Here is a 26,482-nt window from a genome sequence, read left to right as displayed (position 1 = left end):
GGAAAGACCAATGAAATCCATTATTTATTTTCTAAAACAAATTCATGCTTATTCGGGGAAAATTGTCTATATTAATCTATTTGCAATGGCTGGGATTGGCTTACTGGATGGCGTAGCAATTCTACTGTTGGTCCCACTGATCAGTATGAGCGGAATTGTAAATATGAATGTTGGTGAAATTCCGATTTTAAGCTCACTGAATTTTTTTCATACGATACCTCCTTCTATTGGTCTGCCGCTTATTCTGGGAATCTATGTGTTCATTGTAATTGGACAGAACATCTTAAAACGTCAGCTGAATGTGAAGAATACGATGATACAGCAGGGATTTTTAAGGTATATGCGTGTGGAGACGTATACATCCTTGCTTCATGCAAACTGGCAATTTTTCGTTAAAAACAGGAAATCGGATCTGATAAATATCTTAACGGGTGAAATTGCTCGTTCTGCGGTTGGTGCCTATTCTGTCTTACAATTTATTTCATCCATCGCATTTTCATTTGTTCAAATAGGATTAGCATTTATATTATCTCCTGCCATTACTACCTTCGTTCTTCTATGTGGGCTCGTTCTCCTCTTTTTCAATCGGAAATTTTTGAAAAGGTCGCTTGATTTGGGAAGCAGAAATTATGAAATAGGCAAGGAATTTCTTGGTGGAATCACCGATCAAGTGAATGGAATAAAAGATGTAAAAAGTAATACACTGGAACAATCACGATTAAAGTGGTTTGATTCAGTCACGAAAAAGATGGAAGCGGAACAAGTGGAATATACGAGACTGAAATCAACATCGCAATTATATTATAAAGTTGCGTCAGCAGTTTTGATTGCGATTTTTATTTATATTGCAGTGATGATGTTTAATGCCCAGGCTGCCCAGCTGATGCTTATCATTGTTGTTTTTTCTAGACTATGGCCTACCGTGGCAGGGATTCAGTCTTCGTTGGAGCAAATTGCGACCACAATCCCCTCATTTCGAGCAGTTAAAGCGTTGCAGCATGATTGCAAAATCTCAAGGGAATTTGAAATGGAAGTAAATGAGGAGATGAAACCTCTATCAATCAATCAAAGTATACAGTGCAGACAGGTTTCCTTCCGGTATGATCAAAAAGTTAATTCCAGCTATGCATTAAAAGACATCAATGTCGTTATTCCGGCAAACGAGATGACAGCGTTTGTTGGACGTTCCGGTGCCGGGAAAAGTACGCTCATCGACATTTTAATGGGACTGAACCAGCCTGAAAAGGGCCAGGTACTCATTGATGATGTTCCGTTAACGAAAGAAAAACTTTTATCTTTAAGGAGAGCAATTAGCTATGTTCCCCAGGACCCATTCCTGTTCAATACGACGATTAGGGAAAACCTCGTCCTAGTAAAGGCTGATGCGAGTGAAGAACAAATCTGGGAAGCGTTGGAGTTTTCCTCTGCTGCGGAGTTTGTCCAAAAACTCCCAGATGGCCTGGACACACTCATAGGGGATAGAGGGATTAAGCTGTCCGGTGGCGAACGGCAACGCCTCGTATTGGCACGCGCCATTTTACGGGAGCCTTCCATTCTTGTATTGGATGAAGCAACAAGTGCGCTCGATACCGAAAATGAAGCCAAAATCCAGCAGGCACTGGATAGGCTAAAAGGAAAGATGACAATCATCGTGATTGCTCACCGCCTATCAACGATTCGGAATGCGGACAAAGTCGTTGTTCTGGAGGAAGGGGAAATCATTCAGCAAGGTGGCTTCGCTCAATTATCCAATGAAAAGAAAAAAATGTTCAGTAATCTATTAAGAAATCAATTGGAAGCCATACATTGAGGCATACTGATAGAAAGTGTGCTTTCATTTATAAATTTAGTAGATAATGGAGACGATCATGTTGATAAAAAGCGCTGGAAGGTTACTGATAGGTCTACTTACCATCATCATCGTATATACATTTTGGGACAATAATCGAGTAACAGTAAGAGAAGAAGCAATTCGCATAAAAAATTTGCCAAACCAATTGGAAGGTTTCCGAATTCTTCAAATCTCTGACCTGCACGAAAAACAATTCGGTAAAAATCAAAAGAAACTAATTGAAGAAATTAACGCAATCGATTATGATGCTATTGTTTTTACGGGTGACATGTTGGACAGTAGGGATAGTACAACCTACGAGGCCTTTTATGCTTTGCTTGAGGGCATTAGCAATAAAGAAAATGCATGGTTTGTCCCTGGTAATGCTGACCCTGATAGCTATCAACTGGATGGAGTCATCGAGAAAAGCGATTTTATAGATGGAATGGAGGAAAGAGGAGTAAAATTGTTGGAGTCTGTAGAGACGGTGTCCATTGAGGGCTCACAAGTATACTTTGTGAACTTTGAGCTATCCATTCTGAAGGATCCCGATAGCCCAGTAAGAGTCAATGGTGTTGTTCAACCCAATTATGTAAGGAATGAGCACTATGTAAAATACCGTTCGGTGTTATGGAAAGATTTAAACGTGCTAGATGAAATCGGGGATAATGATGTAGTAATCGCTCTTAACCACTATCCCATTCCTGATATCCGAATCGATCATATTAAAAACAATCCCAATTTTTTGTGGCGCCGTTTTGATTTAATTGTTGCGGGTCATTATCATGGTGGACAAATTCGATTGCCGTTCATCGGTGCGCTGTTCATTCCAGAGCCTTGGTATCAGCCAAACAGTTTCTTACCGCCACAAGACCGTGTAAAAGGTTTATGGGAATACAAGGAAACAAAACAATATGTCAGCACAGGACTGGGAAGCAGTGATGCCATATCCTTTCTGAAATTCCGGCTATTTAACCCACCAGAATTAAATATATTGCAATTAAAAAGAGAAGAATAGCTAGCCTAAACCTAGCTTTTTTTTTGATTTGTTCAAAAAAATGTCAATTTTTTTACTAAATCTTGTTAAAACCCTTATAACCCCGCGTAAAATCAACATTTAATTAACTACAATCAACCTTTAATGATAACGCTTTCTTTCTATAAATTCCATATATTCTAGCAAGAAAATGTAATCTGAATTTTATGTTAACGGATATTTTATGATATAATAACCTAACATGAAGAGAGTATTCCTTCTATTATTAGGTTTTTACTCCTTTTACATGATAAATACGAGAGAGGAGCTGTTGTGATGACAAGAAATGGATATCCAGTGCAACAGGGGCTATATCGACCAGATTTTGAACATGAAGCTTGCGGAATCGGTATGATAGCAAATATTAACGGAAAGAAATCCCATAATATCGTACAAAATGCGATAAATCTTTTATGTAATTTGGAGCATCGTGGCGGGCAATCCGCCGATACGAGTACAGGAGATGGGGCAGGAATTTTAACACAAATACCAGATCGCTTCTTCCAGCAACAGTGTGCGAAGGAAAACATCTCCCTTCCACGCGAAGGAGATTATGGAGTAGGGATGGTATTTTTACCTCGTGACAGACAGCTTCGCATGACGTGCAGGAAAATTATAGAAAATATGATCGAAGAAGAAGGACAATCCTTTTTAGGATGGCGTCCTGTTCCTACAAATGAATCCTTCATTGGTAAAGTTGCGGCCAAGAGCGCGCCTGCAATCCGCCAATTTTTCATCCAAAAATCGGAAGATATCAAAGATCAAGAGGCTTTTGAGAGAAAACTGTTTATCATTCGTAAATGCATTGAAAGAGTAGTAGCAGCGCAGCAAGAATACGAAGATGTTTATATTTGCAGTTTATCGACTCGCACGATTGTCTATAAAGGAATGCTAGTTCCTGAACAATTGGATGCCTTTTATATTGACTTGAATCATCCAGATTTCAAATCTGCACTGGCATTGGTGCACTCACGCTTTAGTACGAATACTTTTCCAAGCTGGAAAAGATCTCACCCAAATCGATACACCATACACAACGGAGAATTTAATACATTACGTGGAAATGTAAATTGGATGCAGGCCAGGGAAAACCTCTGTGTTTCTGAAAATTTCGACGAAGAAGATTTGGAGAAACTATTGCCTGTCATGGACACGGAAGGCAGTGATTCCTCCATTTTTGACAATACATTTGAGTTCTTGCATTTATCAGGAAGATCATTGGCGCATACGGCGATGATGATGGTACCGGAACCTTGGTCCAATGATGAAAAAATTAGAGATGAAAAACGTGATTTTTATGAATACCATAGTACATTAATGGAGCCGTGGGACGGTCCGGCGGCATTAGTATTTACAGATGGGAATCAAATTGGGGCATGTCTGGACAGAAACGGTCTCCGTCCGGCAAGATATTATGTTACAAAGGACGGCATGGTTGTGCTTGGTTCAGAAGTTGGTGCACTTGATATTTTTGCGGATGACATTCTTTATAAAGACAGATTGACTCCTGGTAAAATGCTGCTTATAGATTTGGGAAAGGGAGTTATCATCCCTGATGAAACGATAAAAATGCAGGTAGCTTCCGAACAGCCATATAAACAGTGGCTTGAAAACAAAATCAACCTGGAAGATCTTCCGGAAACAGATACGATAAAGCCTGTCTATCGCGGAGAATCCTTATTACAGCAACAGCTGGCATTTGGTTATACGCGTGAGGAACTTAATAAAATCATGAAACCGCTCGTATCAGATGGAAAAGATCCGATTGGGTCCATGGGTTATGATTCACCGCTGGCTGTTCTGTCAAAAAAACCACAGCTTTTGTATAACTATTTCAAGCAGCTTTTTGCGCAAGTAACAAATCCGCCACTTGATGCCATTCGGGAAAAAATTATCACAATGGTGGAGACAACTATTGGAGCAGAAGGGAATCTCGTTCAGCCTCGCGCCGAAAACTGCCGGCACATACGACTGGAAACCCCTATCTTACTGAACACGGAACTCGAGAAATTACGTGAACAGCAATTGAATGAATTCCGTACAACGACATTATCTACGTTATTCGATGCCAAAGAAGGACTTAGCAAAATGGAATCCGCATTAGATGCTTTGTTTGAGAAGGCTGATGCTGCTATCGATGCAGGTGTAACGTTGCTTATCCTCTCTGATAGAGGGGTATCAGAGGATAAGGCCGCTATCCCGGCATTGCTCGCTGTTTCTAGTTTACATCATCACCTGATACGCAAAGGGATTCGTACGAAGGTCAGCCTGCTTGTGGAATCCGGAGAGCCAAGAGAGGTACATCATTTTGCCGCCTTGATCGGTTATGGGGCGGAAGCAATAAATCCGTATCTCGCCTTTGATACATTTACCGCTTTATTGGAAAATGGAGAACTGGAAGGCATGACGGAAAGACAGGCCCAGGAGAGATATGTAATCGCTGTGACGGAAGGAATTATTAAAATATTATCAAAAATGGGTATCTCTACCATTTTGAGTTATCGTGGAGCCCAAATTTTTGAAGCTGTCGGAATCAATGAAGAAGTTATCGGAAAATACTTCACTGGAACTGCATCACGTCTTGGTGGAATAGGACTCGATATAATTGAAAAAGAAACATTGATGCGGCATGAGAATGCATTTACTGAAAATCGCGGTGGCGACAGGGCGTTAGCAGCAGGTGATGAATTCCAATATCGTGAAGATGGAGAGGATCACCAGTATAACCCACGGACAATTTATACGTTGCAGCATTCGGTTCGCACCAATGATTATGATCTCTTTAAAACGTATTCAAAAATGCTGACGGATGAAACGAATAATCTGCAGTCACTTCGTGGATTGATCAAATTTAAGAAACGTAGTCCTATACCGATTGAGGAAGTAGAATCTGTCGAAGTAATTGTTAGAAGATTCAAAACAGGAGCCATGTCCTTTGGATCGATAAGTAAAGAGGCACATGAAGCATTGGCCATTGCAATGAACCGTCTTGGTGGTCGCAGTAATACGGGAGAAGGCGGGGAATCGCCTGATCGGTATACAAGTGATGACAATGGCGATTTGAGAAGAAGTTCTATCAAACAGGTTGCTTCGGGGCGATTTGGCGTCAATAGTAATTACTTAGTGAATGCGGATGAAATTCAAATAAAAGTAGCTCAAGGGGCAAAGCCAGGTGAAGGTGGCCAATTGCCTGGCAAAAAAGTGTATCCATGGGTAGCGGAAGTTCGTGGTTCAACTCCTGGTGTTGAATTAATTTCTCCACCGCCACATCATGATATCTATTCGATTGAGGATTTGGCCGAGCTTATCTATAACTTGAAAAACGCAAATCCCCATGCTCGTATTAGTGTAAAACTTGTATCAGCTGTAGGCGTTGGGACGATTGCAGCTGGTGTTGCAAAAGGACGAGCCGATCATGTCGTGATTAGCGGTTATGATGGTGGAACGGGTGCAGCTGCCAGAACGAGCTTGAAGCATACTGGGCTGCCGTGGGAAATCGGTTTGGCTGAAACACATCAAACCCTTTTATTAAATGGTTTGCGTGACCGCATTACCGTTGAAACAGATGGAAAGATGATGACTGGCAGAGATGTCGTCGTATCGGCATTGCTAGGTGCTGAGGAATATGGTTTCTCGACTGCACCACTCGTAGCTTTAGGATGTGTCATGATGCGTGTCTGCCATTTGGATACATGTCCGGTTGGGATTGCTACACAGAATCCGGAATTAAGAAAGAAATTTACTGGTGATCCGGAGCATGTCGTTAACTTTATGCGTTTTATCGCAGCGGAAACAAGAGAGCTTATGGCGCAGCTAGGATTCAGAACGATTAACGAAATGATTGGAAGGTCAGATATCCTTGAAGCGAAGCAAATCGATCATTGGAAGGGCAGAACACTTGATTTGTCAGCGTTACTTTATCGTCCGGAGCTGCCATTTAAAATCGATCAATATGCTACGAAAGCACAGAATCATGAAATTGAAAAAACATTGGATTACCAGGAACTCATTCCTATATGCGAGCGTGCAATAGTGGATGGGACACCGGTTGAATTTACAGTGGCAATTCGTAACATTAACCGTGTAACTGGGACACTTCTCGGCAGTGAAATCACCAAACGGTACGGGATTGCTGGCTTGTCCGAAAATACAATAAAATTGAATTTCAATGGATCGGCTGGACAGAGCTTTGGGGCCTTTATACCGAGGGGAATGACATTGAACCTTACGGGTGATGCCAACGACTTTGTCGGTAAAGGGTTGTCCGGAGGTAAAATAATTGTAAAGACTGCTCCAGTTGTAACGTTCCGTCCGGAGGAAAATACGATTATCGGAAATGTTGCTTTTTATGGAGCATCAGATGGAGAAGCATATATCCGCGGTGTGGCAGGTGAACGTTTTGCGGTGAGGAACAGTGGTGCAACGATTGTTGTGGAAGGGATCGGTGATCACGGTTGTGAGTATATGACCGGTGGAACCGTAGTAGTTCTTGGGGCAACAGGCAGAAATTTTGCAGCAGGTATGTCCGGCGGTGTTGCATATGTATTCGATGAGGATAACAGTTTTCGGGAAATGATTAATCCGGCTATGGTCCATATCGGAGCAGTTGATGCCCCGGATGAGCTGGAAACCGTATATGGCCTGATTCAAAATCATATGAAGTATACAGACAGTTCGCACGCTGAACGTATTCTTGCTTATTGGGAAAAATATTCAAAACAATTTGTACGGGTTATCCCAAAAGCATATGTAACCATGAGGGATCGGATTGATTTCCTTTTGAAAAGCGGCTTAAACAAATTTGACGCAGAAATGCAGGCTTTTGAAGAAAGTAATCATAGATTCAAAGAGAAGGAAAGAAGAGTAGAAACAGGGCTCAATCCTGGGATTGTTTTAAAATAATTGAAATACATGATAAAGAAGAGGGGGCTTTTGATGGGGAAACAAACTGGATTTATGGATTATGATCGCAAAACCCGTCCGGGAAGGAATCTAAATGAGCGAATACAAGATTGGAATGACTATACTGCTCCGATGACAGAAGAAGAGGTAAAACAGCAAGGAGCACGCTGTATGGACTGTGGCGTACCAACATGTCACACCGGTATGGAAATAAATGGTGTGACATCAGGTTGTCCCGTTTATCATCTTATTCCCGAGTGGAACCAACTTGTATATGAAGGTAAGTGGAAAGAAGCACTTGATCGGGGACATCAAATGAATAACTTTCCGGAATTTACTGGTATTGCCTGTCCGGCACCATGTGAAGGTGCTTGTGTTCTCGGAATCAATGAACCCGCTGTTGCTATTCGAACGGTGGAACGGTCTATTATTGAAAAAGGATTTGAGGAAGGCTGGGTACTCCCTAACCCTCCTGAAATCCGTACCGGAAAACGTGTTGCAGTGGTCGGCTCAGGGCCAGCTGGACTTGCGGCGGCTGCCCAGCTGAATAAAGCAGGCCACTCTGTTACTGTATTTGAGCGGGATAAACGTGTTGGAGGCCTTTTGACATACGGTATACCGGAAATGAAGCTTTCTTATGATATCGTTTTGAGGCGCGTAACCATTTTAGAGCAGGAAGGTATTGAATTCATTACCAATACAGAAGTTGGAAAAGATATTTCGATTGAAGATCTGAAGCTTGAATTTGATGCAACGATTCTTTGCGGTGGGGCAGCACTACATCGTGAAATGGAAGTCGAGGGCAGTGATCTTAAAGGAATACACCGTGCTATGGATTTCCTGCATGCGAATGTAGAAAGCTTGCTAGATTCCAATTTAGAAGATGGAAACTATATTTCTGCTGCTGACAAAGATGTTATCGTAATCGGTGGTGGAGATACTGGTACGGACTGTCTCGCCACATCAGTCAGACATAATTGTAAAAATCTAACACAATTCGATATTTATGAGAAAAAAAACCTGCTTCGTGACGAAGATTCAAATCCTTGGCCACAATATCCTAAAATCCACCGGGTGGAATACGGTCATGCAGAAGCTGAAGCATTTCAGGGAGAAGACCCACGTGCATATGCCGTGCAAACAACAAAGTTTGTCGGCGATGAACATGGACATGTAAAAGAAGTGCATACCATTAACGTAAAAACGCGCTATGAGCATGGCAAAAAGATTCGTGAAGAGATTCCCGGGACGGAGCAAGTTTGGCCTGCTGATCTTGTGCTCGTTGCGATTGGTTTTAAAGGACCGGACCAGGACCTTATTCAACAGCTGAATGTGGAAACTACTTCACGCACTACGGTTAAGGCTGCATACGGGAAATTCACGACAAACGTGGAGGGCATATTTGCAGCAGGAGATATCCGACGAGGACAAAGCCTAATTGTATGGGCAATTAACGAAGGAAGAGCAGCTGCGAGAGAGTGTGACCTATTCTTAATGGGTGAAACAAAGCTGCCATAATAGGAAAAGAGATGTGCTGTGGATTTTCTTCCACAGCACATTTTTTTACTTTCAAAGGCTTGTTGCTGTCTTCTTTTTTACGTATGATAAGCTGTCTCGCTTAATACAGTCTATTCCTGCCTAGAATGCGATTAAAAGTATTCTGCCAAAAAACTAGTAGTGTGTTGAATTAGAACGCTTTACAACACACATATGGACGTTTAACACACACAATCCCGCAAAAACCATTTGCGAGACGTCGTTAGATGGAGTAATATGTAATATAGTAACAGCAATGAATCGAAATGAGGGTAAACAATGAGTAAATCATCCATTTATGGATTGACATATGAACAGCTTACAGAATGGCTTTTAGAGCGCGGAGAAAAGCGTTTCCGGGCAGATCAGGTATGGAACTGGCTATATAAAAAGCGTATTTCAGATTTTAATGAAATGGGAAATGTGAATAAGGAAACCATCAAACTGCTTGAAGATAACTTTGTCCTGCATACAATGGGGGAAGAAGTCAAACAGGAGTCAAAAGATGGTACGATAAAGTTCCTATTTAAACTAGAAGATGGGAATCTAATTGAAACCGTTCTGATGCGTTTTCACTATGGACTATCTGTCTGTGTAACGACACAGGTCGGCTGTAACATCGGATGTACCTTCTGTGCAAGTGGACTACTTCGTAAAAGCCGTGACTTAAGCAGTGGCGAAATCGTGGAACAAATCATGAATGTTCAAAAACACCTGGATACAAGAGGTGATGATGAGCGCGTAAGTCATATCGTTGTCATGGGTATTGGAGAACCGTTTGATAACTTCGAAAATCTGATGGACTTCCTGTACGTTGTTAACGATGATCGTGGTCTTAATATCGGTGCAAGACATATTACTGTTTCAACAAGTGGACTTGCTCATAAAATATATGAGTTCGCTGACAAGGATATCCAAGTTAACTTAGCGATTTCCCTTCACGCACCGAATAATGAGCTGCGTACAAGTATTATGAAGATAAATAAAGCATTCCCGATAGAAAAGCTAATGAAAGCTGTGGATTACTATCTGGAGAAGAAAAACAGGCGGATCACCTATGAGTATATTATGCTCAGGGATGTCAATGATCATAAGGAAGAAGCAATTCAACTGGCGAATCTAATTAAAGACCATCGTCATTTGGCCTATGTTAATCTAATTCCTTATAATACAGTTGATGAACATATTGATTATCAGCGCAGTCAATCTGAAACGATCCAGACCTTCTTTGAAACACTTAAGGAAAGAGGCATTAACTGTGGTGTCCGTTGGGAAAACGGCGCCGATATCGATGCTGCCTGCGGTCAGTTAAGAAGTAAACAAATTAAAAAAACAAAAGTAGTCTAATTGGAAAAATCCCCTTACTGATTTCTAAGTAAGGGGATTTTTTCAGGTGAAGGAGTGTATATTTTTGCAGCGCCCCGCGCTTTGTTATATATTAACTTTCTCTTTTTGGGTTGTTGAACAGTATCTGGCTGATAATGGCAAATCGATAATGCCGTTTTTAACGGAAACTTGATTTTTCCCTTCATTTTTTGCATTAAAAAGCAAGTCATCAGCATGAATATATGCTTTCTTAATGTCCGTTTGTGGATTGGACTTATAATAGTACAATCCGAATGAAGCGGTATAGGAGATGGTGATCCGTTTGGAACGGAATTCAGCCACTGCTGGTGTGTTTTCAATGCCTTTTTGAAGCTCTTGCACGAGGTTCATGCATTCTTTATAATCCCTGTTTCTGAGTATGATGGTAAATTCCTCGCCACCACTCCGAAAGAGGTAATCATCATCCCTTAAAAAGCTTTTTAGTCTCATTGCAAAATGCTGTATAACACAATCACCTACTGCATGGTTATATGTATCATTGATGCGTTTAAACGTATCAATATCACTTACAATGATGCCTACTTCTTCATCGGAATCATCAAGCTCATTCATAATTTTATTCATATAGGTACGGTTATGGACCTTTGTAAGGAAATCGGTATAGGCCATTTGTTCAAAACGATCCCTCTCAATCTTATGTTGGATGGTTTTGGACTGAAGCACGGCCGACCGGCTCACGAGGTAATTCAGTATAAACAAGGCAAATAATACTTCCCATCGTTGCTCCAAAAGGAAGATAAACAATAATCCATTTGAAACAGCTTTTTTCATCGTATCCAAAATGCTTCTACCTTTAATAAAATCCCATGCTTCCTGGCCTGTATGCGTATTCCCTGATATATGAAAAATGGTCAGCAGCAATAGGGAAGATAAAAGGTCTGTAAAGGCGACGATTGCAACGAGCAGTCCCCAGTAACCAAAAGGTATCCCCTCAACATAAGGATATAATCCAAAGAATATAAAATACCCTAATGAATGGAGCAGTGCCGGCCCTCCAATATTATAAAAGGTATGTAAAAACTCATCTTCATCTGCCGTACCGGTCTTTTTTCGGTAAAAGTAGACGTAAAAACGATTAACAATCTCAAATAAAAATAGGCCTAATGGACCAGCGATCAATACAAATGAAAGCCCATACGAAATACTATAGTCTAAATTGACATTACCTGTTTTTACAACCGTTTTAAGATGTGAATAGAGTGTGGTGAACAATAAGTACACGAAAAAGACCTGAAAATAGAATGGAATAGATATATCTATAGGACCCGCTGCAATAGCAACAATCATTGAAAATATAAAAATACCAATTATAAAGGCTTTTAATTTATACATAATAGGGTATCCTTTCATAACGATTTTGCAATTGCTTTCCCGTGCCATGCATTTGGGTAATATTTCCTATTCTTATCTAATAGTACCATAATTCTAAATAATATAGTTAGAAAATATAAATATTTTAAGTCTTAGTTCTAAATTGATAGTTTCTTGTGTTTATAGAAGGCCGATTTTCTATTATTGTAAATAGAGTCGATCAGTCTATTAGCTAGAGTTGTGGTTATATTGGACAGGTGAGTATCTTCCATTGACAGATGAATCTCCTTCATGCTGGAGCTCGTGGACCGACCATTACGCAAAGGACTTGCATTCTGGTTTATAAATCACTCATTTTAGTACTCCAAAGTATTTTTAATCTAATAGTTTTAAATAGGGGAGGGGAGAGGTGTTGTATTTTTTAAGAGATGATAATAGTTGATTACAAAATTGTAAACATGTATACTTTGAAAGTAATCTTGTTTTCAAATAAGTAAACATGTATACAAACACGTATGTATGTTGTTATATCAACGAATGCAAAATGTGTACATGTAAACAAATAAGAATACATACATAGGCTCATTGTATATTTTATGAAAAACAATTATTCTATCAGTATAGGTAAAATAAGAGAGGGGTATTGAGAAATGGTAAAATCGAGAATCGCGGCGGTAGATGTTGGAAATGATGCTTTAAAAGGTAATTTTGGTAAATTGGAAAATGAGCTGTATATTCCCAATGTTATTGCACCAGATTTAGAAGATCGTCCTGTAATCGGAATTGAAGAATTGGATCAAAAAGATGTATTGGAAAATATCCACATTCGGGTACACTCCCCTGCTTTGGATGAAAATAATATTATTTATCGTGTCGGTAACTTGGCAACGAAAACGAGCAATTCAGAGGAGCTTGATCCAGGAAGCAGTAAATCTGAGGAAGATCAAACATTAATCATGTTATTTGCTGCATTGGCATTGGATGCTGTCAGCACAGATGACTTCATGGAAAAAAATGGCGTAACAGATGCAACCTATACATTGGGAACAGGACTTCCATTAAGAGAAGTGAAAGAAGGAAAAGATGTAGGGTACCGCTCACAGCTTCTTGGTTCTGTACATCAGGTTGAATTTCTTGTTACACCTAAACACCAAGGTAAAAAGGTAAATATTAAATTTGATGAAGTAAAAGTATATCCAGAAGGCTTTGCTGCGTATGTAAATCTAATTATGGACAATGATTTAAAAGTAATAAATAAAGAATTAATTGATAAACAAATTCTAATTCAGGATATTGGTGGATTATCCACAGATATCGCGGTTATCCGAAACAGGAATGTGGATGATGATAAGGCCCAAGGATTTAATTTGGGAGTTTCTGAGTCATTGGAAGCTATTCGAGAAGAAATTCGTTCGAAGCATGGTGTTGAATTGGACAGCCGACGTGACGTAGTGGATATCATTACAAGAAAAAATGATAGACATCACATTATGGTAAAAGGAAGCAGAACGAATGTACATGATATTACAGACCATATCTTGCTTGAACTCGCGAAAAAGGAATACCGCTTCCTAAGAAATGTATGGGCAAAAAATTCACAATCCGAAATCTGCTATTTTGTAGGTGGAGGGTCTGCAGTTCTTAAAGACTATATTAAAGCACTGAACAATAAACTGGACGGCTATAATATTGAATTCTTTGAAGATGAAAATGAAAGTATTTGGATGATGGCAAATGCCTATTATAAATTAATATGTGATTTTATTCAAAAAGCTGAAAAAGGTTCGAAAAAAGAAGAAAAAGTGACTTCAAAAGCAAAATAAATAGGGTGAGATCATGTCGAAAAATAGTATAGAGCGTGGACAGTCGATTACCTTTCGAGTCCCCTCTGATACACCTGATTATCTATTAAAACAATTGCAGAATCTGAAGGAAACCGAACGCAGAAATTTTTCAAGCAAAATTGCCGGTTTTGTTCTCAAAGGGGTCAATGAGACTTTCGTAAAGGAAAAGGAAACAGTTACGATTCCATTGCCAAAGCAGCTTACGAAGGAACAGAGAAGCTGGCTGAAGCACGAGCATTCAGAGGCACTTATCGGAAGTATACTGTTTCATCTATTAAGCGATCCGATGCGTGCAACTACCTTGCTTGCTGCGCTGAACAGCAATACAAGCAATATCGATGAAGCCTTGTACCTTCAGGAAGACACCACTAACGGGTCTGAAAAAACACCAAGCCAGGAAATGGACCTGGATGATTTTAATGTGGATGGCCTCGAATTGCATGAAGAGGAACCAATTGAAGAAGATGAAGATCCTTTATCTGACTTCTTCTCCAGCATGAATAAATAATATAGCAATACCGAATACGATAAAAAGTCGTGTTCGGTATTTTTTTTTGTTCAAATGAAAACTTTTTGCGAGTCGAAAAGGTATATATAATATAGAACGATTTAAAAGGGGGGATGGCTGTTGGCTGAACATGAAGTTAAACTCATCAAAAAGATAAAAAAAGGGAACCAGCAGGCCTTTAAAAAACTATATGACCGTTATGCTGACTATTCATTGCGCACGGTCTATGCTATTACAAATAATACGAGTGATGCATCTGATATTGTACAGGAAACTTTTATCAAGGTTTACCGGAATATCGATTCCTATAATACTGCCATGCCTTTCAAACCATGGTTTTATCAGATATTAATCAATGAAAGCAGAAGATATATGAAGAAAAAGTCTAAGGAAGCAATAAATAGTGGGAGTGAACAGTTACTCGACCATTTGAATTACCGACTGGAGGAAGAACAGGATTTTGAACAGCTTGAATCAGCTATGGATCAATTGGGGCCACATCACCGAACCGTCCTTGTTTTAAAATATTTAAACGGCTTTTCAGAGAAAGAAATTGCAGAAGTTCTTGAACTGAATGTGAATACGGTTAAGTCTAGGCTTTATAAAGCGAGACAACAGTTGAAAGCAGTAATAGGGGGTGCGGCTGATGAGTAAAGATAATAGGGACAGAAAAATAGTACGATTATTAAAAAAGCATACGGATGATGCAGCAGAACTAAAGGAAGTAACTTGGAATCGAATCGATCAGGAGCTGTTTTCGTCCGTATCAGACACAAAGACTTTCCAAAGAAAGGGCAGAGGGAAGGGCTTTGTTATTGCTGGGTTAAGTACGGCAGCTATAATTGCTATTCTGATTTTCGGTTTCATGACAGATACAGGCCAGGCGATGATACAGAACCTAAAAGAGATGTTTGTGGAAGAAAAAGAAGAAGAAATCGAACTGGAAGGACAAAAGGAAGATACAAATCTGCAATTGGAAACCAATGAGGAACTGCGCTATATCATCTATATCGACGAAGATCGTTACAAGATGGTCGAAGGGGAAACAAGTGATCGAATTGAAACAAAAGAAACGCTCGGGGATATGTATCCAGATGTATATATGGAAATAACCCGTGTTGAAAATACAACAACAGAAGAGGTAGTAGCATATATTAGAGAAACAGTTGAAAATGACGGTGATATGGAATTAGTTAAAGAAGAACAGATTACAGAACCAATTGAGTCCGTACTCGTTCAGGCGATAGGACCAGCGTATACGAATGAATTTGGGAAGACGGGTCATCAATGGGATACACCTGTCCACAGATATTATATTACCGATGAATATGAGGGTCAGGTATTTGTCGTGAAGCAGGTATACTTCCTTGAAGCTGCAGAGGGACATGGCGCAAGATTTGAATATATGCTGGAAAGCTTTCAAGTAGTCAAATAAATAAATGGAAGGTGAACAATATGTGTGGATTTTTAGGAGTTTTACTGAATAAAGGGGCTAAATTTAGCGAGGAACACGTAAAAGCTATTAGAGAAGCAAATAATTTATTAAAACATCGAGGTCCAGATGACGAAGGTTACTATCACGATTCACACATAGCGCTCACATTCCGAAGACTGAGCATTATTGATATGGAAGGGGGACACCAGCCTTTTAACTTTGGCGATAATCGTTATCGAATGGTATTTAATGGCGAAATTTATAATTATATGCAAATCAAAGAACAATTAATGGAAAAGGGCTATACCTTTCATACGAATTCGGACACGGAAGTAGCTGCAAATTTGTTTTTAGATAAAGGTACAGAGGTCTTTTCACTTCTTCGGGGCATGTTTGCCATTGCAATTTGGGATGTTCAGGAAAGAAAACTGTATGGTGGGCGTGATCGTTTTGGCATTAAACCCTTTTATTATGTGGAAAATGAGAATGAAATGATGTTTGCCTCCGAAAAGAAAAGCATGTCCAGTCTGAATCAAATGGAGTCTCTCAATTTAGTGGCTATTCAGCATTATATGTCGTTTCAATATGTGCCGGAGCCTTTAACAATGACAGAAACGGTAAAAAAATTGCCTGCAGGACATTATTTTATAAAAGAATGGGGAACCCCGTTAAAAAGCAAGCCGTATTTCCATGCGAGATTGAATGCTGAGCACGGAAACGAAACTCAAATCGTTAGGAGGGTACGGGAAGTGATGCTTGATTCCGTACAAATGCATCTGCAAAGTGATGTACCTGTAGGTTCGTTTCTTTCGGGGGGGATTGATTCCACGCTAATTGTAGGAATGGCAAAGCAATTTCATCCAACGATTAAGACATTCTCTGTAGGATTTGAAGAACTGGGCTGGTCGGAAATTGATGCAGCAAAAAGAAGTGCTGACGAGCTTGGTGTAGAAAATATCTCATATGTGATTTCCGCAGAAGAATTCGTACAGAATCTGCCAAAAATAATGTGGCATATGGACGATCCTTTGGCAGATCCAGCATGTGTCCCACTTTATTTCGTTGCAAGAGAGGCGAGCAAACATGTTTCCGTCGTTCTGTCAGGAGAAGGTGCGGATGAATTATTTGGTGGATATAATATTTACCGTGAACCACAATCATTGAAGTATTTTAATCACATGCCAAAATGGCTACTTCAAGCGATTAATCGGATTGCTGCTGTCTTGCCAGAAGGGATGAAGGGAAAAAGCTTTCTCGAAAGAGGTACGACTCCATTAAGCGCGAGATATATTGGAAATGCGAAGATCTTTGAAGAGGAACAGAAGATGAAGCTGCTAAAAAATTATAGCCATACGCATACGTATCAATCGCTGACGAAAGATATCTACAGTCGTGTTAAAAACAGTGATCCTGTGGAAAAGATGCAGTATATTGATATGCATACATGGCTTCCAGGAGATATTTTACTGAAGGCCGATAAAATGACGATGGCGCACTCACTGGAACTTCGTGTCCCCTTTTTAGATAAGGAAGTTTTTGAAGTGGCAAGCAAGATTCCTGTTGCGTATAAAATAGCAAATGGAACAACAAAGTCCATTCTGAGGAAGGCTGCAAACGGATTTGTGCCTGCACATGTTCAAAACAAGAAAAAACTCGGATTTCCGGTACCGATCAAAAACTGGCTACGAGGCAGTCTATATAGTTGGGCAAGAGAACTTATTCTCACAAGTGAAACAGATTATATTTTGGAAAAATCCGTCATCCTCGACCTGCTTGATCGCCATGCTGCAGGTAAAAGGGACTATTCCAGAAAGATATGGAACGTTTTAATGTTCATGCTATGGCATCAAATATATGTGGAAAAGGTATATGTATTTGGCGAAACGGTTGATAACGATAACGGCATTAATTCTAACAGTGCGATCTAAATAGAGACTGCACATAGTTGCCAAAAGAAGCGCTCCAAACCAATTGTGGCAATTTAATTGAATAAGCGCAACTCATATATTCGCTCAAAGGTTTAGGCTTAAGATGCGTTTTCAATATTAGGTGTCAGGTGAATCGTATTTTGCCGGCAGAATAAAAAATACCTCTGTTGCAATACTAATTAATATAATTAGCAACAACCAGGCATGGGAAGGGCGAAGTGAAGAGAAACCATTATGAAAATAAGCTACCAAAACATTAAAATGAACTACAAGTTATTGGATGTTAGTGGCATAACTTTTACAAGATGCGATTGCAAGGAGGAACATTCAATTGTCGGACAACAAAAATCATGACAAATATATGCCAATGACATCTGTTGAAAGTGGAAATCTCACACAAGTGACCAAAGATGTACATTGTTTAACAAACCAGATTGTAAACCTGTGCTTTATAGGGAAAGCGGATGACTGGATCCTCATCGATGCAGGTATGCCAAAGTCAGCCAACATAATAATAAAACAGGCGGAAATATTATTCGGAAAAAACGCAAAGCCAAAAGCGCTGATTTTAACACATGGACATTTTGATCATGTTGGCGCTGCGAATGAGCTTGTAGAAAAATGGGATATTCCTGTTTTTGCGCATCCATTAGAGCATCCTTTTTTAACGGGAGAAAGAAGCTATCCAGACCCTGATCCACTTGTAGAGGGTGGATTGGTTGCCAAAATTTCGGGGTTATTCCCTGAAGAGCCAATCAATTTGGGGAATAACATATCATTATTACCAGAGGATGGTTCGGTACCAGGGTTGCCTGATTGGGAATGGATGCATACGCCAGGGCACACGCCAGGCCATGTGTCTTTGTACCGAAAAGCTGATAATACATTAATAGCAGGAGATGCATTTATAACAGTGAAGCAGGATGAATTATTAAAGGTAATGATGCAAACGAAAGAAGTTAACGGACCACCTCGTTATTTCACACCGGACTGGGAGCAGGCTGAAATATCGGTCGCCAAGCTTGCTGGATTAAATCCTGCTACTGCAGTGACGGGACATGGAAGGCCTATGTCTGGAAAGGAATTATCTGCTGGTCTCAAGAAGCTTGTGAATAACTTTAAAGAGATGGCTGTTCCGGACTATGGAAAATACGTAGAGCATCCAAATAGAGGAAACGATTAGTATATTAGAGACGGCCTTTTCCAAGGTTGTCTCTAAAATGCTTTAGGAAAGGAGGAATGATAACGCTTGATTTTGGTAAAAGGGAAAAACAACTTTTTAGAACGGTAAAAAAGTTGTCGCAAATGGTTAAATAGTATGATATAATCACGTTTAAATATTTAGAAAACGACAAACGTCGAATGGGGGAAACGAATATGAAAAAATTACTACTAGCTGTATTGATGATTGCACTAATTAGCTTGGCTGCCTGTGGCAATGATAACGATGCTGAAGGGTCATCTTCAGAGAGTGAAGATACATATAAAGTCGGAGCGACACAAATAGTGGAACATCCATCACTTGATGCAGCCTACCAAGGGTTTAAGGATGCTTTGGCAGATGCTGGTCTTGAAGTGGAGTATAATTTTCAAAGTGCACAAAATGACCAAAACAATGTAAAACCGATTTCTGATGGTTTTGTTGCAGATGATGTGGACTTAATTTTTGCCAACTCAACTCCAAGTGCACTTGGTGCTCTGCAAGCTACAAGTGATATTCCAATCGTCTTCACATCGGTTACAGACGCTGTAGATGCCGGTCTTGTTCCTTCGATGGATGAAGCAGGTGAAAACATTACAGGGGTAGTTGATTTACATCCAGATCAAATTGAAGCAACTGTTGAATTCATTAGTACTTATTTTGAAGGTGCAGCAATAGGTATGGTTTACAATGCTGGTGAGCAGAATTCCGTAAACCAGGTTGAATCTGTCAAAGAAGCTGCAGATGCGTATGGTCTGAAAGTAGTTGAGCGTACGGTAGCAAATTCAGCCGAAGTTCAACAAGCTGCTACGACTCTTGTAGAAGAGGTAGATGTGTTTTACATTATTACAGATAATACAGTAGTTTCCGCTTTGGATAGTGTTGTGGGTGTAGCAAATGATCAGGATATTCCGCTTATCGTTGGTGAACCTGATTCATTGGCTGGTGGTGGATTCGCGACATTCGGAATTGATTACCATACGATCGGTTACCGTACAGGCGAGATGGCCGCTGAAATCCTGACTGGTGAGAAGACGCCAAATGAGATCCCAGCTGAATACCCACCAGAAATCCAGTTGTTTCTAAATAAGCAAGCTGCAGAAGAACAAGGGATTGAGTGGAATACAGATTGGGACGATATGGCACAATTTATAGACTAATAGGCTTTGCTGGGGGCCAGGTGATTATCTGGTCCCTTTTACTTGGTTGATAAGAAAGCATATAAGTGAAGTGCAACGAGGCTGTCATCGAAAGGCTTCGTGACAACAAATTTTTTCTAATAGATTAAGAGACAAATATTCTCATAACTGCAGCTAATGGAGTGGGTGATCAAGGCACTTGCGCTGTTATTTCCTGTTCACCCTTTACCATTTGCCAACAGATTTTATAATGATTTTACTTCATGTAGCGGGAGGAAAGACCTATGTTTATATCAATGTTCGGTGCTGTAGAATCAGGAGTAATATATGCCATTATGGCTTTGGGCGTTTACTTAACCTTCCGTGTATTGGATTTTCCTGATCTGACAGTTGACGGGAGCTTTGTTACTGGTGCAGCTGTAGCCGCACTCTCCATTGTAAATGGTGTGCCGCCTGTCCTTGCGACAATATTTGCATTGCTTGCAGGGTTTATAGCTGGATGTATCACTGGATTATTACATACGAAAGGTAAGGTAAATGCACTACTTTCAGGAATTTTGATGATGACGGCACTCTATTCTATTAACCTAAGAATTCTGGGACAGCCAACGTTATCGATGCTTAATGAATCTACCGTATTTACGCAGTTAAGCTCCTTTTGGTCAATGACAGGGATCGATACGGCATTAAATGGACTGCTCAGTACACTTGGATTGGAAAGATTCCCTAAAACATGGGGAATTGTATTCGTTATGCTTGTTGTAACGATTGTAATTAAGTTCGTAACGGATTACTATTTAAAAACCGAAGTAGGATTGGCATTAAGGGCGATTGGCGACAATAAAAGAATGATACGGAGTTTGTCTGCTAATACTGATAATTTGACGATCGTCGGTGTCGGTATCTCAAATGGACTTGTAGCCCTTTCTGGTGCGTTAATTGGCCAACTTGGTGGCTTTGCGGATGTAAACATGGGTATCGGAATGATTGTAATTGGGCTAGCATCCGTTATTATCGGGGAAGCGCTGTTCGGTACGAAGACAATTGCCAGAGCAACGTTGGCAGTTATTGGTGGGGCAATTATATATCGTATCATTGTCACATTGGCACTTCGTGTAGACTTTTTGGAAACGGGAGATATGAAGATGATCACTGCGATTATTGTCATTTTTGCATTGGTAGGTCCACGAATACTCCAGATGAGAAAAGAAAAGAAGCGAAGAATGCTGAAGCGCCAGCAGTTAAGTGCCGAGTCAGGAGGGAAAAACCATGCTTAAGATAGCTAATATCTCCGTCACCTTTAATGAAGGTACCCTGGACGAGAAAAAAGCGTTAAATGGAATCAATCTCGAACTGGAACTAGGCGATTTTGTTACGGTCATCGGAAGTAACGGAGCTGGTAAATCCACCCTGATGAATGTTATCTCCGGTAATATTCCCCCGGATGTGGGAGATGTTTTTATTGATGGCAAACAAGTCGTTCATTTCCCGGAATACAAACGGTCAGCTTTCATCGGCCGAGTTTTCCAGGATCCAATGGCAGGTACCGCACCAACGATGACAATTGAGGAAAACCTGGCTATGGCCTATTCACGTAATAAGCGAAGAAAATTGAAAATGGGTGTAACTAAGAAACGGAAAGAAATGTTCCGCAATCACCTGAAAACACTCAACCTTGGTTTGGAGGATCGTTTATCGGCTAAAGTAGGATTGCTTTCCGGTGGTGAAAGACAGGCCCTTTCCTTACTAATGGCTACTTTTACCGAACCAAATATCTTGCTGCTTGATGAACATACTGCAGCATTGGATCCATCACGTGCAGAACTGATTACATCCCTTACTGAAAAAGTGGTTCGGGAATCAGGACTTACAACATTAATGGTGACACATAATATGCAGCAGGCCCTTGATCTTGGGAACAGGCTGATTATGATGGATAAAGGTCAAATTATTTTTGAAGCGCAAGGAGAAGCCAAACAGGAGTTAACTGTCGAGCGTCTTATGCAGGAATTCCAGCGTATTCGCGGCGAACAGTTTGGTGATGACCGTGCAGTGCTCGGATAATCTATTCTATCATTCTCTTTTTGAAACACGTCATTTAGTAAAACGAATGGCGTGTTTTTTATGCAACAAAGGGGTATACCATGTTTTTTCTAAGTAAATTGGAAAAGGATAAAACCTACCAGCCTGCATAAGTACAGCTAAAGCAAAACGATTACTTTAGCAATAACCGGAATAAAATGGTTGCTTTCGTATAATGTATATGGTAGTGTTTATACAAGATATTGGGATATTTATGAAAATTTAATACTATATATTGTGTTATGAGCAAAGGTGACATTACATCATATGTCTTAAAAGGGAACCCGGTGAGAAGCCGGGACTGTCCCCGCAACTGTAAGTGTGGATGAACGAGAATTCCACTGTATTGTGTGTTTCAGGTGATGAGGCAATACGGGAAGGACTCTAGTAAAGTGATGCACAAGTCAGGAGACCTGCCTTTACTTCAAGTTTCATATCTCCGGGATGAGAGTCTATGAAACGATAGGGATTTAATATTTCTGTCGTTTTATAGCCGTTCATCCGTTGGGAAGAACGGCTTTTTCGTGTTACATATAAACATAATGGGAGGCAGAAATCATGATTACCGTAAATGGAACAAATGAGGATATGATTAAACAGATTATCAATGAGGCAGCGAAGGGTCTATCAATTGAAACAGAGCAACTATCAGAAAAGGCTGTGAAAGCTATTAAGCCGGAGACAACGCTGGAAAAATCAGCTGACATCCTGATTAAAATCGCACTGGAAAATATCGATGAAGGTAACCCGGATTGGACATTTGCAGCAGCGAGAATTTATATGCAGGAGCTGTATCGCAAGGCAGCAGCCAATCGAAACTATCATCCGGATAATAAATATGGATCACTTTATGAATTAGTGGAAGTATTAACAAATAAAGGTATTTATGCTTCCAATATTCTCTCTAAATATACGAAACAAGAGATGGAACATTTTGAGAAACTGATTGATCCTGATAGAGACTACCTATTTAACTACTTAGGCATATACACTATTGCTACACGTTATCTGGCAACAGATCACAACAAAGGTATTTATGAACTGCCACAGGAACGATGGATGATCATTGCGATGTATTTGATGCAGGATGAGGATCGATCGAAGCGGACAAAGCTGGTTGAAGAGGCATATTGGGCTTTGAGCAATTTGTATATGACAGTCGCAACACCTACCCTTACAAACGCGGGAAAAACGCATGGACAACTGTCTAGTTGCTTCATCGATACGGTGGATGACAGCCTGCAATCAATTTATGACAGCAATACCGACATCGCTAAGCTATCGAAGAATGGTGGAGGAATTGGCGTCTATATGGGCAAAATCCGAGCCAGAGGAAGCTCGATTAAAGGGTTTAAAGGAATGTCCAGTGGTGTTGTCCCTTGGATAAAACAGTTAAACAATACAGCAGTAAGTGTCGATCAACTCGGGACAAGAAAAGGTGCCATCGCTATTTATCTTGATGTGTGGCATATGGATATTGAATCCTTCCTTGATTTGAAGCTGAATAATGGAGACGATCGTATGCGTGCCCACGACATTTTTACAGGGGTGTGTTTGCCAGATTACTTCATGGAACAAGTGGACAAGCGTGGTGACTGGTATTTATTCGATCCCCATGAAGTGCGCCAGGTTATGGGCTTTTCACTAGAGGATTTTTATGATGAAGAAAAGGGAAATGGCGAATGGCGCGAGAAATATGAAGCATGTGTGCAATCAGACAGCCTTTCTAAAAAGACAATACCTGCTATCGACATCATGAAACGAATCATGAAGTCACAGCTTGAGTCAGGAACACCGTTTATGTTTTACAGGGATGAAGTAAACAGACAGAACAGCAATTCACATAATGGAATGATTTATTGCTCCAATTTATGTACCGAGATTACGCAAAACCAGTCCCCGACACAATTTGTGGAGGAATTTCTGGAAAACGAAAATACAATTGTAAAAAAATATAAGTCCGGTGATTATGTCGTCTGTAATTTAAGTTCGATTAACCTCGGAAAGGCAGTTCCTGATAATATCCTAGAACGCCTCATAAAAATTCAGGTGCGCATGCTGGACAATGTAATTGATATTAATACATTGCCAATCAAACAGGCGGAGCTAACGAATAAAAAATACCGTGCAATTGGACTTGGCACGTTTGGATGGCATCATCTGCTCGCAGTTGAAAATATAAAATGGGAATCTCAGGAAGCGGTTGATTATGCGGATAGCCTGTATGAAAAGATTGCTTATTTAACGATTAAAAATAGTATGGAACTGAGCAGGGAAAAGGGCAGTTATCCAGCATTTGAAGGAAGTAAATGGAGCACAGGAGCTTATTTTGAGGAAAAGGGATATAGCGGTGAATCTTGGGTGGAACTTTGGGCAGATGTTGTACGCAACGGCATGCGTAATGGCTATTTAATGGCTGTCGCACCTAACTCGACAACAGCAATGATCGCAGGTTCAACTGCAAGCATCGATCCGATTTTCAATGTGTTTTACAATGAAGAGAAAAAAGACTTTAAAATCCCTGTAACAGCACCGGAACTGAATCACCGTACGTATGATATTTACCGTCGTTCGGCCTATATCGTTGACCAGCGCTGGTCAGTCAAACAGAATGCCGTCAGACAGAAGCATATTGATCAAAGTATATCCTTCAACTTTTATGTGCCAAATACAATCCGGGCATCTGTGTTGCTTGATCTCCACCTACAAGCATGGCGGGAAGGACTCAAAACAACGTATTATGTTCGTTCAACATCTAATGATGTCGAAGAATGTGAGTGGTGTCAAAGTTGAGGGCGCTCATTGCATATGTATCATACAGTGGAAATACAAAAGAAGTTGCTGAATTAGTGGAAGACAAGTTAACAAAGGAAGGTATTTCTGTGGATAACCACCGGATTGGAATTGACGCGCCATTTGATCCCAAATCCTATGATTATCTGTTTATCGGAACATTCACCTGGGAAATGGGAAGAACACCGGATGAGGTAAAGGATTTCGTACTCGAAATTGGTTACAAACCGGACAATATCGCAGTATTTGGAACGGGAGATACCCAATTCGGCGGGGACGACCTATTTTGCAAAGCTGTGGATAAACTAAGGAAATTTTATAGAAGTAAATGGAGCGGCCTGAAGATTGAACAGTCGCCAAGAGGAAGTCAGGAAACAAAAGTTGAATCATGGGTGGAAGGAGTGCTGCAGCATGCCAAGAGCTTTGCTTGAAAAGGCTAAAACATTGGAACCATTAAACCCAAATAAATCAACCGCACTATTTGGCGGGAAATCAAGTGGTATATTGAATTGGAACGATATTGCCTATCCACATTGGCATAAAATGTATAAGCGCCTGGTCGGGAATTACTGGCAGGCGGATGAAGTAAACATGTCCAGTGATGTCAAACAATTTTCCAGTCTGACCGCGGAAGAACAAGATGCATATCTCAAAATAATCGGCCTGTTATCCACATTGGATGCACCACAGACAAGAACAGCACTGTTACTATCTTTATATGCAACAGATCCTTCCGTGCAATCAATCATGGCTGTGATCGCTCAGCAGGAAGCCGTTCATAATGAAAGCTATTCCTATGTCTTATCATCGGTTGTGTCGCTGGATGAGCAGAATAAGGCGTTTCAGCTTGGCAGAACAGATTCAGTATTGCTAGCGCGGAATGCGAATCTTATGGAGCAGTATAATAACTTTGTGGATAACCCAACAATGGAAAATATTTTAAAAACACTCGTTTACACATCATTATTGGAAGGCATGTTTTTCTATTCGGGATTCGCCTTTTTCTATAATTTGGCCCGACAAAATAAAATGGTCGGCACGTCAACGATGATTAGCTATATTAATCGGGATGAGTTGGAGCATGGACGTTTTATTGCAGAGCTGTTCCGGGCTGCTTTGGCAGAAAACCCGGAATACAATACTGCTGAATTTACCGATTGGATTTATAACCATTTTCAGGAGTCCGTTGAATTGGAAATAGAATGGTCCAATTATGTACTAGCAGAAGTCGAAGGTATTGATCTAGATGAGATGGCTGGATATATCAAATATCGGGCCAATAAAATGCTACGAATGATGGGATTGAGTGAGATTTATCCACAACATGTGGATAATCCGATGAAATGGATCCGTGCCTATGTGGATAATTTCGATGGAACCAAGACCGACTTCTTTGAACAGAAGTCAAGGCAGTATACGAAGACCAGTGATTTGAATGGATTTGATGATTTGTAATATGAAAAAGAACCTACTTCCGGGCTGTTGTGACCGGGAGTGGGTTCTTTTTTGGCGCCAACCATTTTTCTCGCCGTATAAGGCCTACATTCTGA

Annotated in this window: 18 protein-coding genes, 1 pseudogene and 1 riboswitch; of the genes and pseudogenes, 17 read left to right on the top strand and 2 right to left on the bottom strand. The window is 40.3% G+C overall.

The window, feature by feature from the left end; genetic code table 11:
- Positions 1-10: 10 nt before the first annotated feature.
- Both MN204_RS02265 and MN204_RS02260 read left to right on the top strand, forming a co-directional pair.
- Positions 11-1,810 carry an ABC transporter ATP-binding protein gene (locus tag MN204_RS02265; RefSeq protein ID WP_249869443.1) on the top strand — a complete coding sequence of 600 codons (1,800 nt, stop codon included), beginning with the start codon at positions 11-13 and terminating at the stop codon, positions 1,808-1,810.
- Positions 1,811-1,856: 46 nt separating this feature from the next.
- Positions 1,857-2,609, top strand: a pseudogene (locus tag MN204_RS02260) (metallophosphoesterase); the annotation flags it as partial.
- Positions 2,610-2,802: 193 nt separating this feature from the next.
- On the opposite strand, the gene MN204_RS21445 reads toward MN204_RS02260, so the two are convergent.
- Complete coding sequence (locus tag MN204_RS21445; protein ID WP_368858642.1) at positions 2,803-2,877, bottom strand: hypothetical protein; 75 nt, start codon at positions 2,875-2,877, stop codon at positions 2,803-2,805.
- A gap of 266 nt (positions 2,878-3,143) precedes the next feature.
- On the opposite strand from MN204_RS21445, the gene gltB reads away from it, so the two are divergent.
- From gltB to rlmN, 3 genes are all read left to right on the top strand, one after another.
- On the top strand, positions 3,144-7,769 hold the full coding sequence (gene gltB / locus MN204_RS02255) for a glutamate synthase large subunit (RefSeq protein WP_249869441.1): 4,626 nt from the start codon (positions 3,144-3,146) through the stop codon (positions 7,767-7,769).
- A 33-nt stretch (positions 7,770-7,802) separates the two neighbouring features.
- Positions 7,803-9,287, top strand: a complete 1,485-nt coding sequence (locus MN204_RS02250) for a glutamate synthase subunit beta (RefSeq protein WP_249869440.1) — start codon at positions 7,803-7,805, stop codon at positions 9,285-9,287.
- A 297-nt stretch (positions 9,288-9,584) separates the two neighbouring features.
- Entirely contained in the window at positions 9,585-10,652 is a 1,068-nt protein-coding gene (gene rlmN, locus MN204_RS02245; protein WP_249869439.1) for a dual-specificity RNA methyltransferase RlmN, read from the top strand.
- Positions 10,653-10,736: 84 nt separating this feature from the next.
- Here rlmN and MN204_RS02240 read toward each other — a convergent pair whose 3' ends face one another.
- On the bottom strand, positions 10,737-12,023 hold the full coding sequence (locus MN204_RS02240) for a GGDEF domain-containing protein (RefSeq protein WP_249869438.1): 1,287 nt from the start codon (positions 12,021-12,023) through the stop codon (positions 10,737-10,739).
- A gap of 629 nt (positions 12,024-12,652) precedes the next feature.
- Here MN204_RS02240 and MN204_RS02235 point away from each other — a divergent pair.
- The 12 genes from MN204_RS02235 (at position 12,653) to MN204_RS02180 (ending at position 26,387) form a co-directional block, all read left to right on the top strand.
- Entirely contained in the window at positions 12,653-13,825 is a 1,173-nt protein-coding gene (locus MN204_RS02235) for a ParM/StbA family protein (protein WP_249869437.1), read from the top strand.
- A gap of 13 nt (positions 13,826-13,838) precedes the next feature.
- On the top strand, positions 13,839-14,354 hold the full coding sequence (locus MN204_RS02230; protein WP_249869436.1) for a hypothetical protein: 516 nt from the start codon (positions 13,839-13,841) through the stop codon (positions 14,352-14,354).
- A 120-nt stretch (positions 14,355-14,474) separates the two neighbouring features.
- Positions 14,475-15,008, top strand: a complete 534-nt coding sequence (locus MN204_RS02225) for an RNA polymerase sigma factor (RefSeq protein WP_249869435.1) — start codon at positions 14,475-14,477, stop codon at positions 15,006-15,008.
- A complete protein-coding gene (locus tag MN204_RS02220) occupies positions 15,001-15,789 on the top strand; it encodes a hypothetical protein (RefSeq protein ID WP_249869434.1) in 789 nt (262 codons plus the stop codon). Before MN204_RS02225 ends, MN204_RS02220 begins: the two co-directional genes overlap by 8 nt.
- Positions 15,790-15,809: 20 nt before the next feature.
- On the top strand, positions 15,810-17,717 hold the full coding sequence (gene asnB, locus MN204_RS02215) for an asparagine synthase (glutamine-hydrolyzing) (protein WP_249869433.1): 1,908 nt from the start codon (positions 15,810-15,812) through the stop codon (positions 17,715-17,717).
- A 361-nt stretch (positions 17,718-18,078) separates the two neighbouring features.
- Positions 18,079-18,900, top strand: coding sequence for an MBL fold metallo-hydrolase (locus tag MN204_RS02210; RefSeq protein ID WP_249869620.1), 822 nt, complete (start codon positions 18,079-18,081; stop codon positions 18,898-18,900).
- A gap of 194 nt (positions 18,901-19,094) precedes the next feature.
- Positions 19,095-20,078, top strand: coding sequence for an ABC transporter substrate-binding protein (locus MN204_RS02205; protein ID WP_249869432.1), 984 nt, complete (start codon positions 19,095-19,097; stop codon positions 20,076-20,078).
- 263 nt (positions 20,079-20,341) lie between these two features.
- Positions 20,342-21,334 carry an ABC transporter permease gene (locus MN204_RS02200; RefSeq protein WP_249869431.1) on the top strand — a complete coding sequence of 331 codons (993 nt, stop codon included), beginning with the start codon at positions 20,342-20,344 and terminating at the stop codon, positions 21,332-21,334.
- A complete protein-coding gene (locus tag MN204_RS02195; protein ID WP_249869430.1) occupies positions 21,327-22,121 on the top strand; it encodes an ABC transporter ATP-binding protein in 795 nt (264 codons plus the stop codon). Before MN204_RS02200 ends, MN204_RS02195 begins: the two co-directional genes overlap by 8 nt.
- Before the next feature lie 251 nt (positions 22,122-22,372).
- Positions 22,373-22,574, top strand: a riboswitch (cobalamin riboswitch).
- Between the two features lie 123 nt (positions 22,575-22,697).
- On the top strand, positions 22,698-24,932 hold the full coding sequence (locus tag MN204_RS02190) for a ribonucleoside-diphosphate reductase subunit alpha (protein WP_249869429.1): 2,235 nt from the start codon (positions 22,698-22,700) through the stop codon (positions 24,930-24,932).
- On the top strand, positions 24,917-25,363 hold the full coding sequence (locus MN204_RS02185) for a flavodoxin (RefSeq protein ID WP_249869428.1): 447 nt from the start codon (positions 24,917-24,919) through the stop codon (positions 25,361-25,363). The genes MN204_RS02190 and MN204_RS02185 overlap by 16 nt, the downstream gene beginning before the upstream one ends.
- Positions 25,344-26,387: a ribonucleotide-diphosphate reductase subunit beta gene (locus tag MN204_RS02180; protein ID WP_249869427.1), complete on the top strand. Its 1,044-nt coding sequence runs from the start codon at positions 25,344-25,346 to the stop codon at positions 26,385-26,387. Before MN204_RS02185 ends, MN204_RS02180 begins: the two co-directional genes overlap by 20 nt.
- The last annotated feature ends 95 nt before the right edge of the window (positions 26,388-26,482 follow it).

The sequence above is a fragment of the Oceanobacillus saliphilus genome, assembly GCF_023522835.1.
Taxonomy (GTDB): domain Bacteria; phylum Bacillota; class Bacilli; order Bacillales; family Amphibacillaceae; genus Oceanobacillus; species Oceanobacillus saliphilus.
This window is presented reverse-complemented; position numbering and strand designations above follow the sequence as displayed.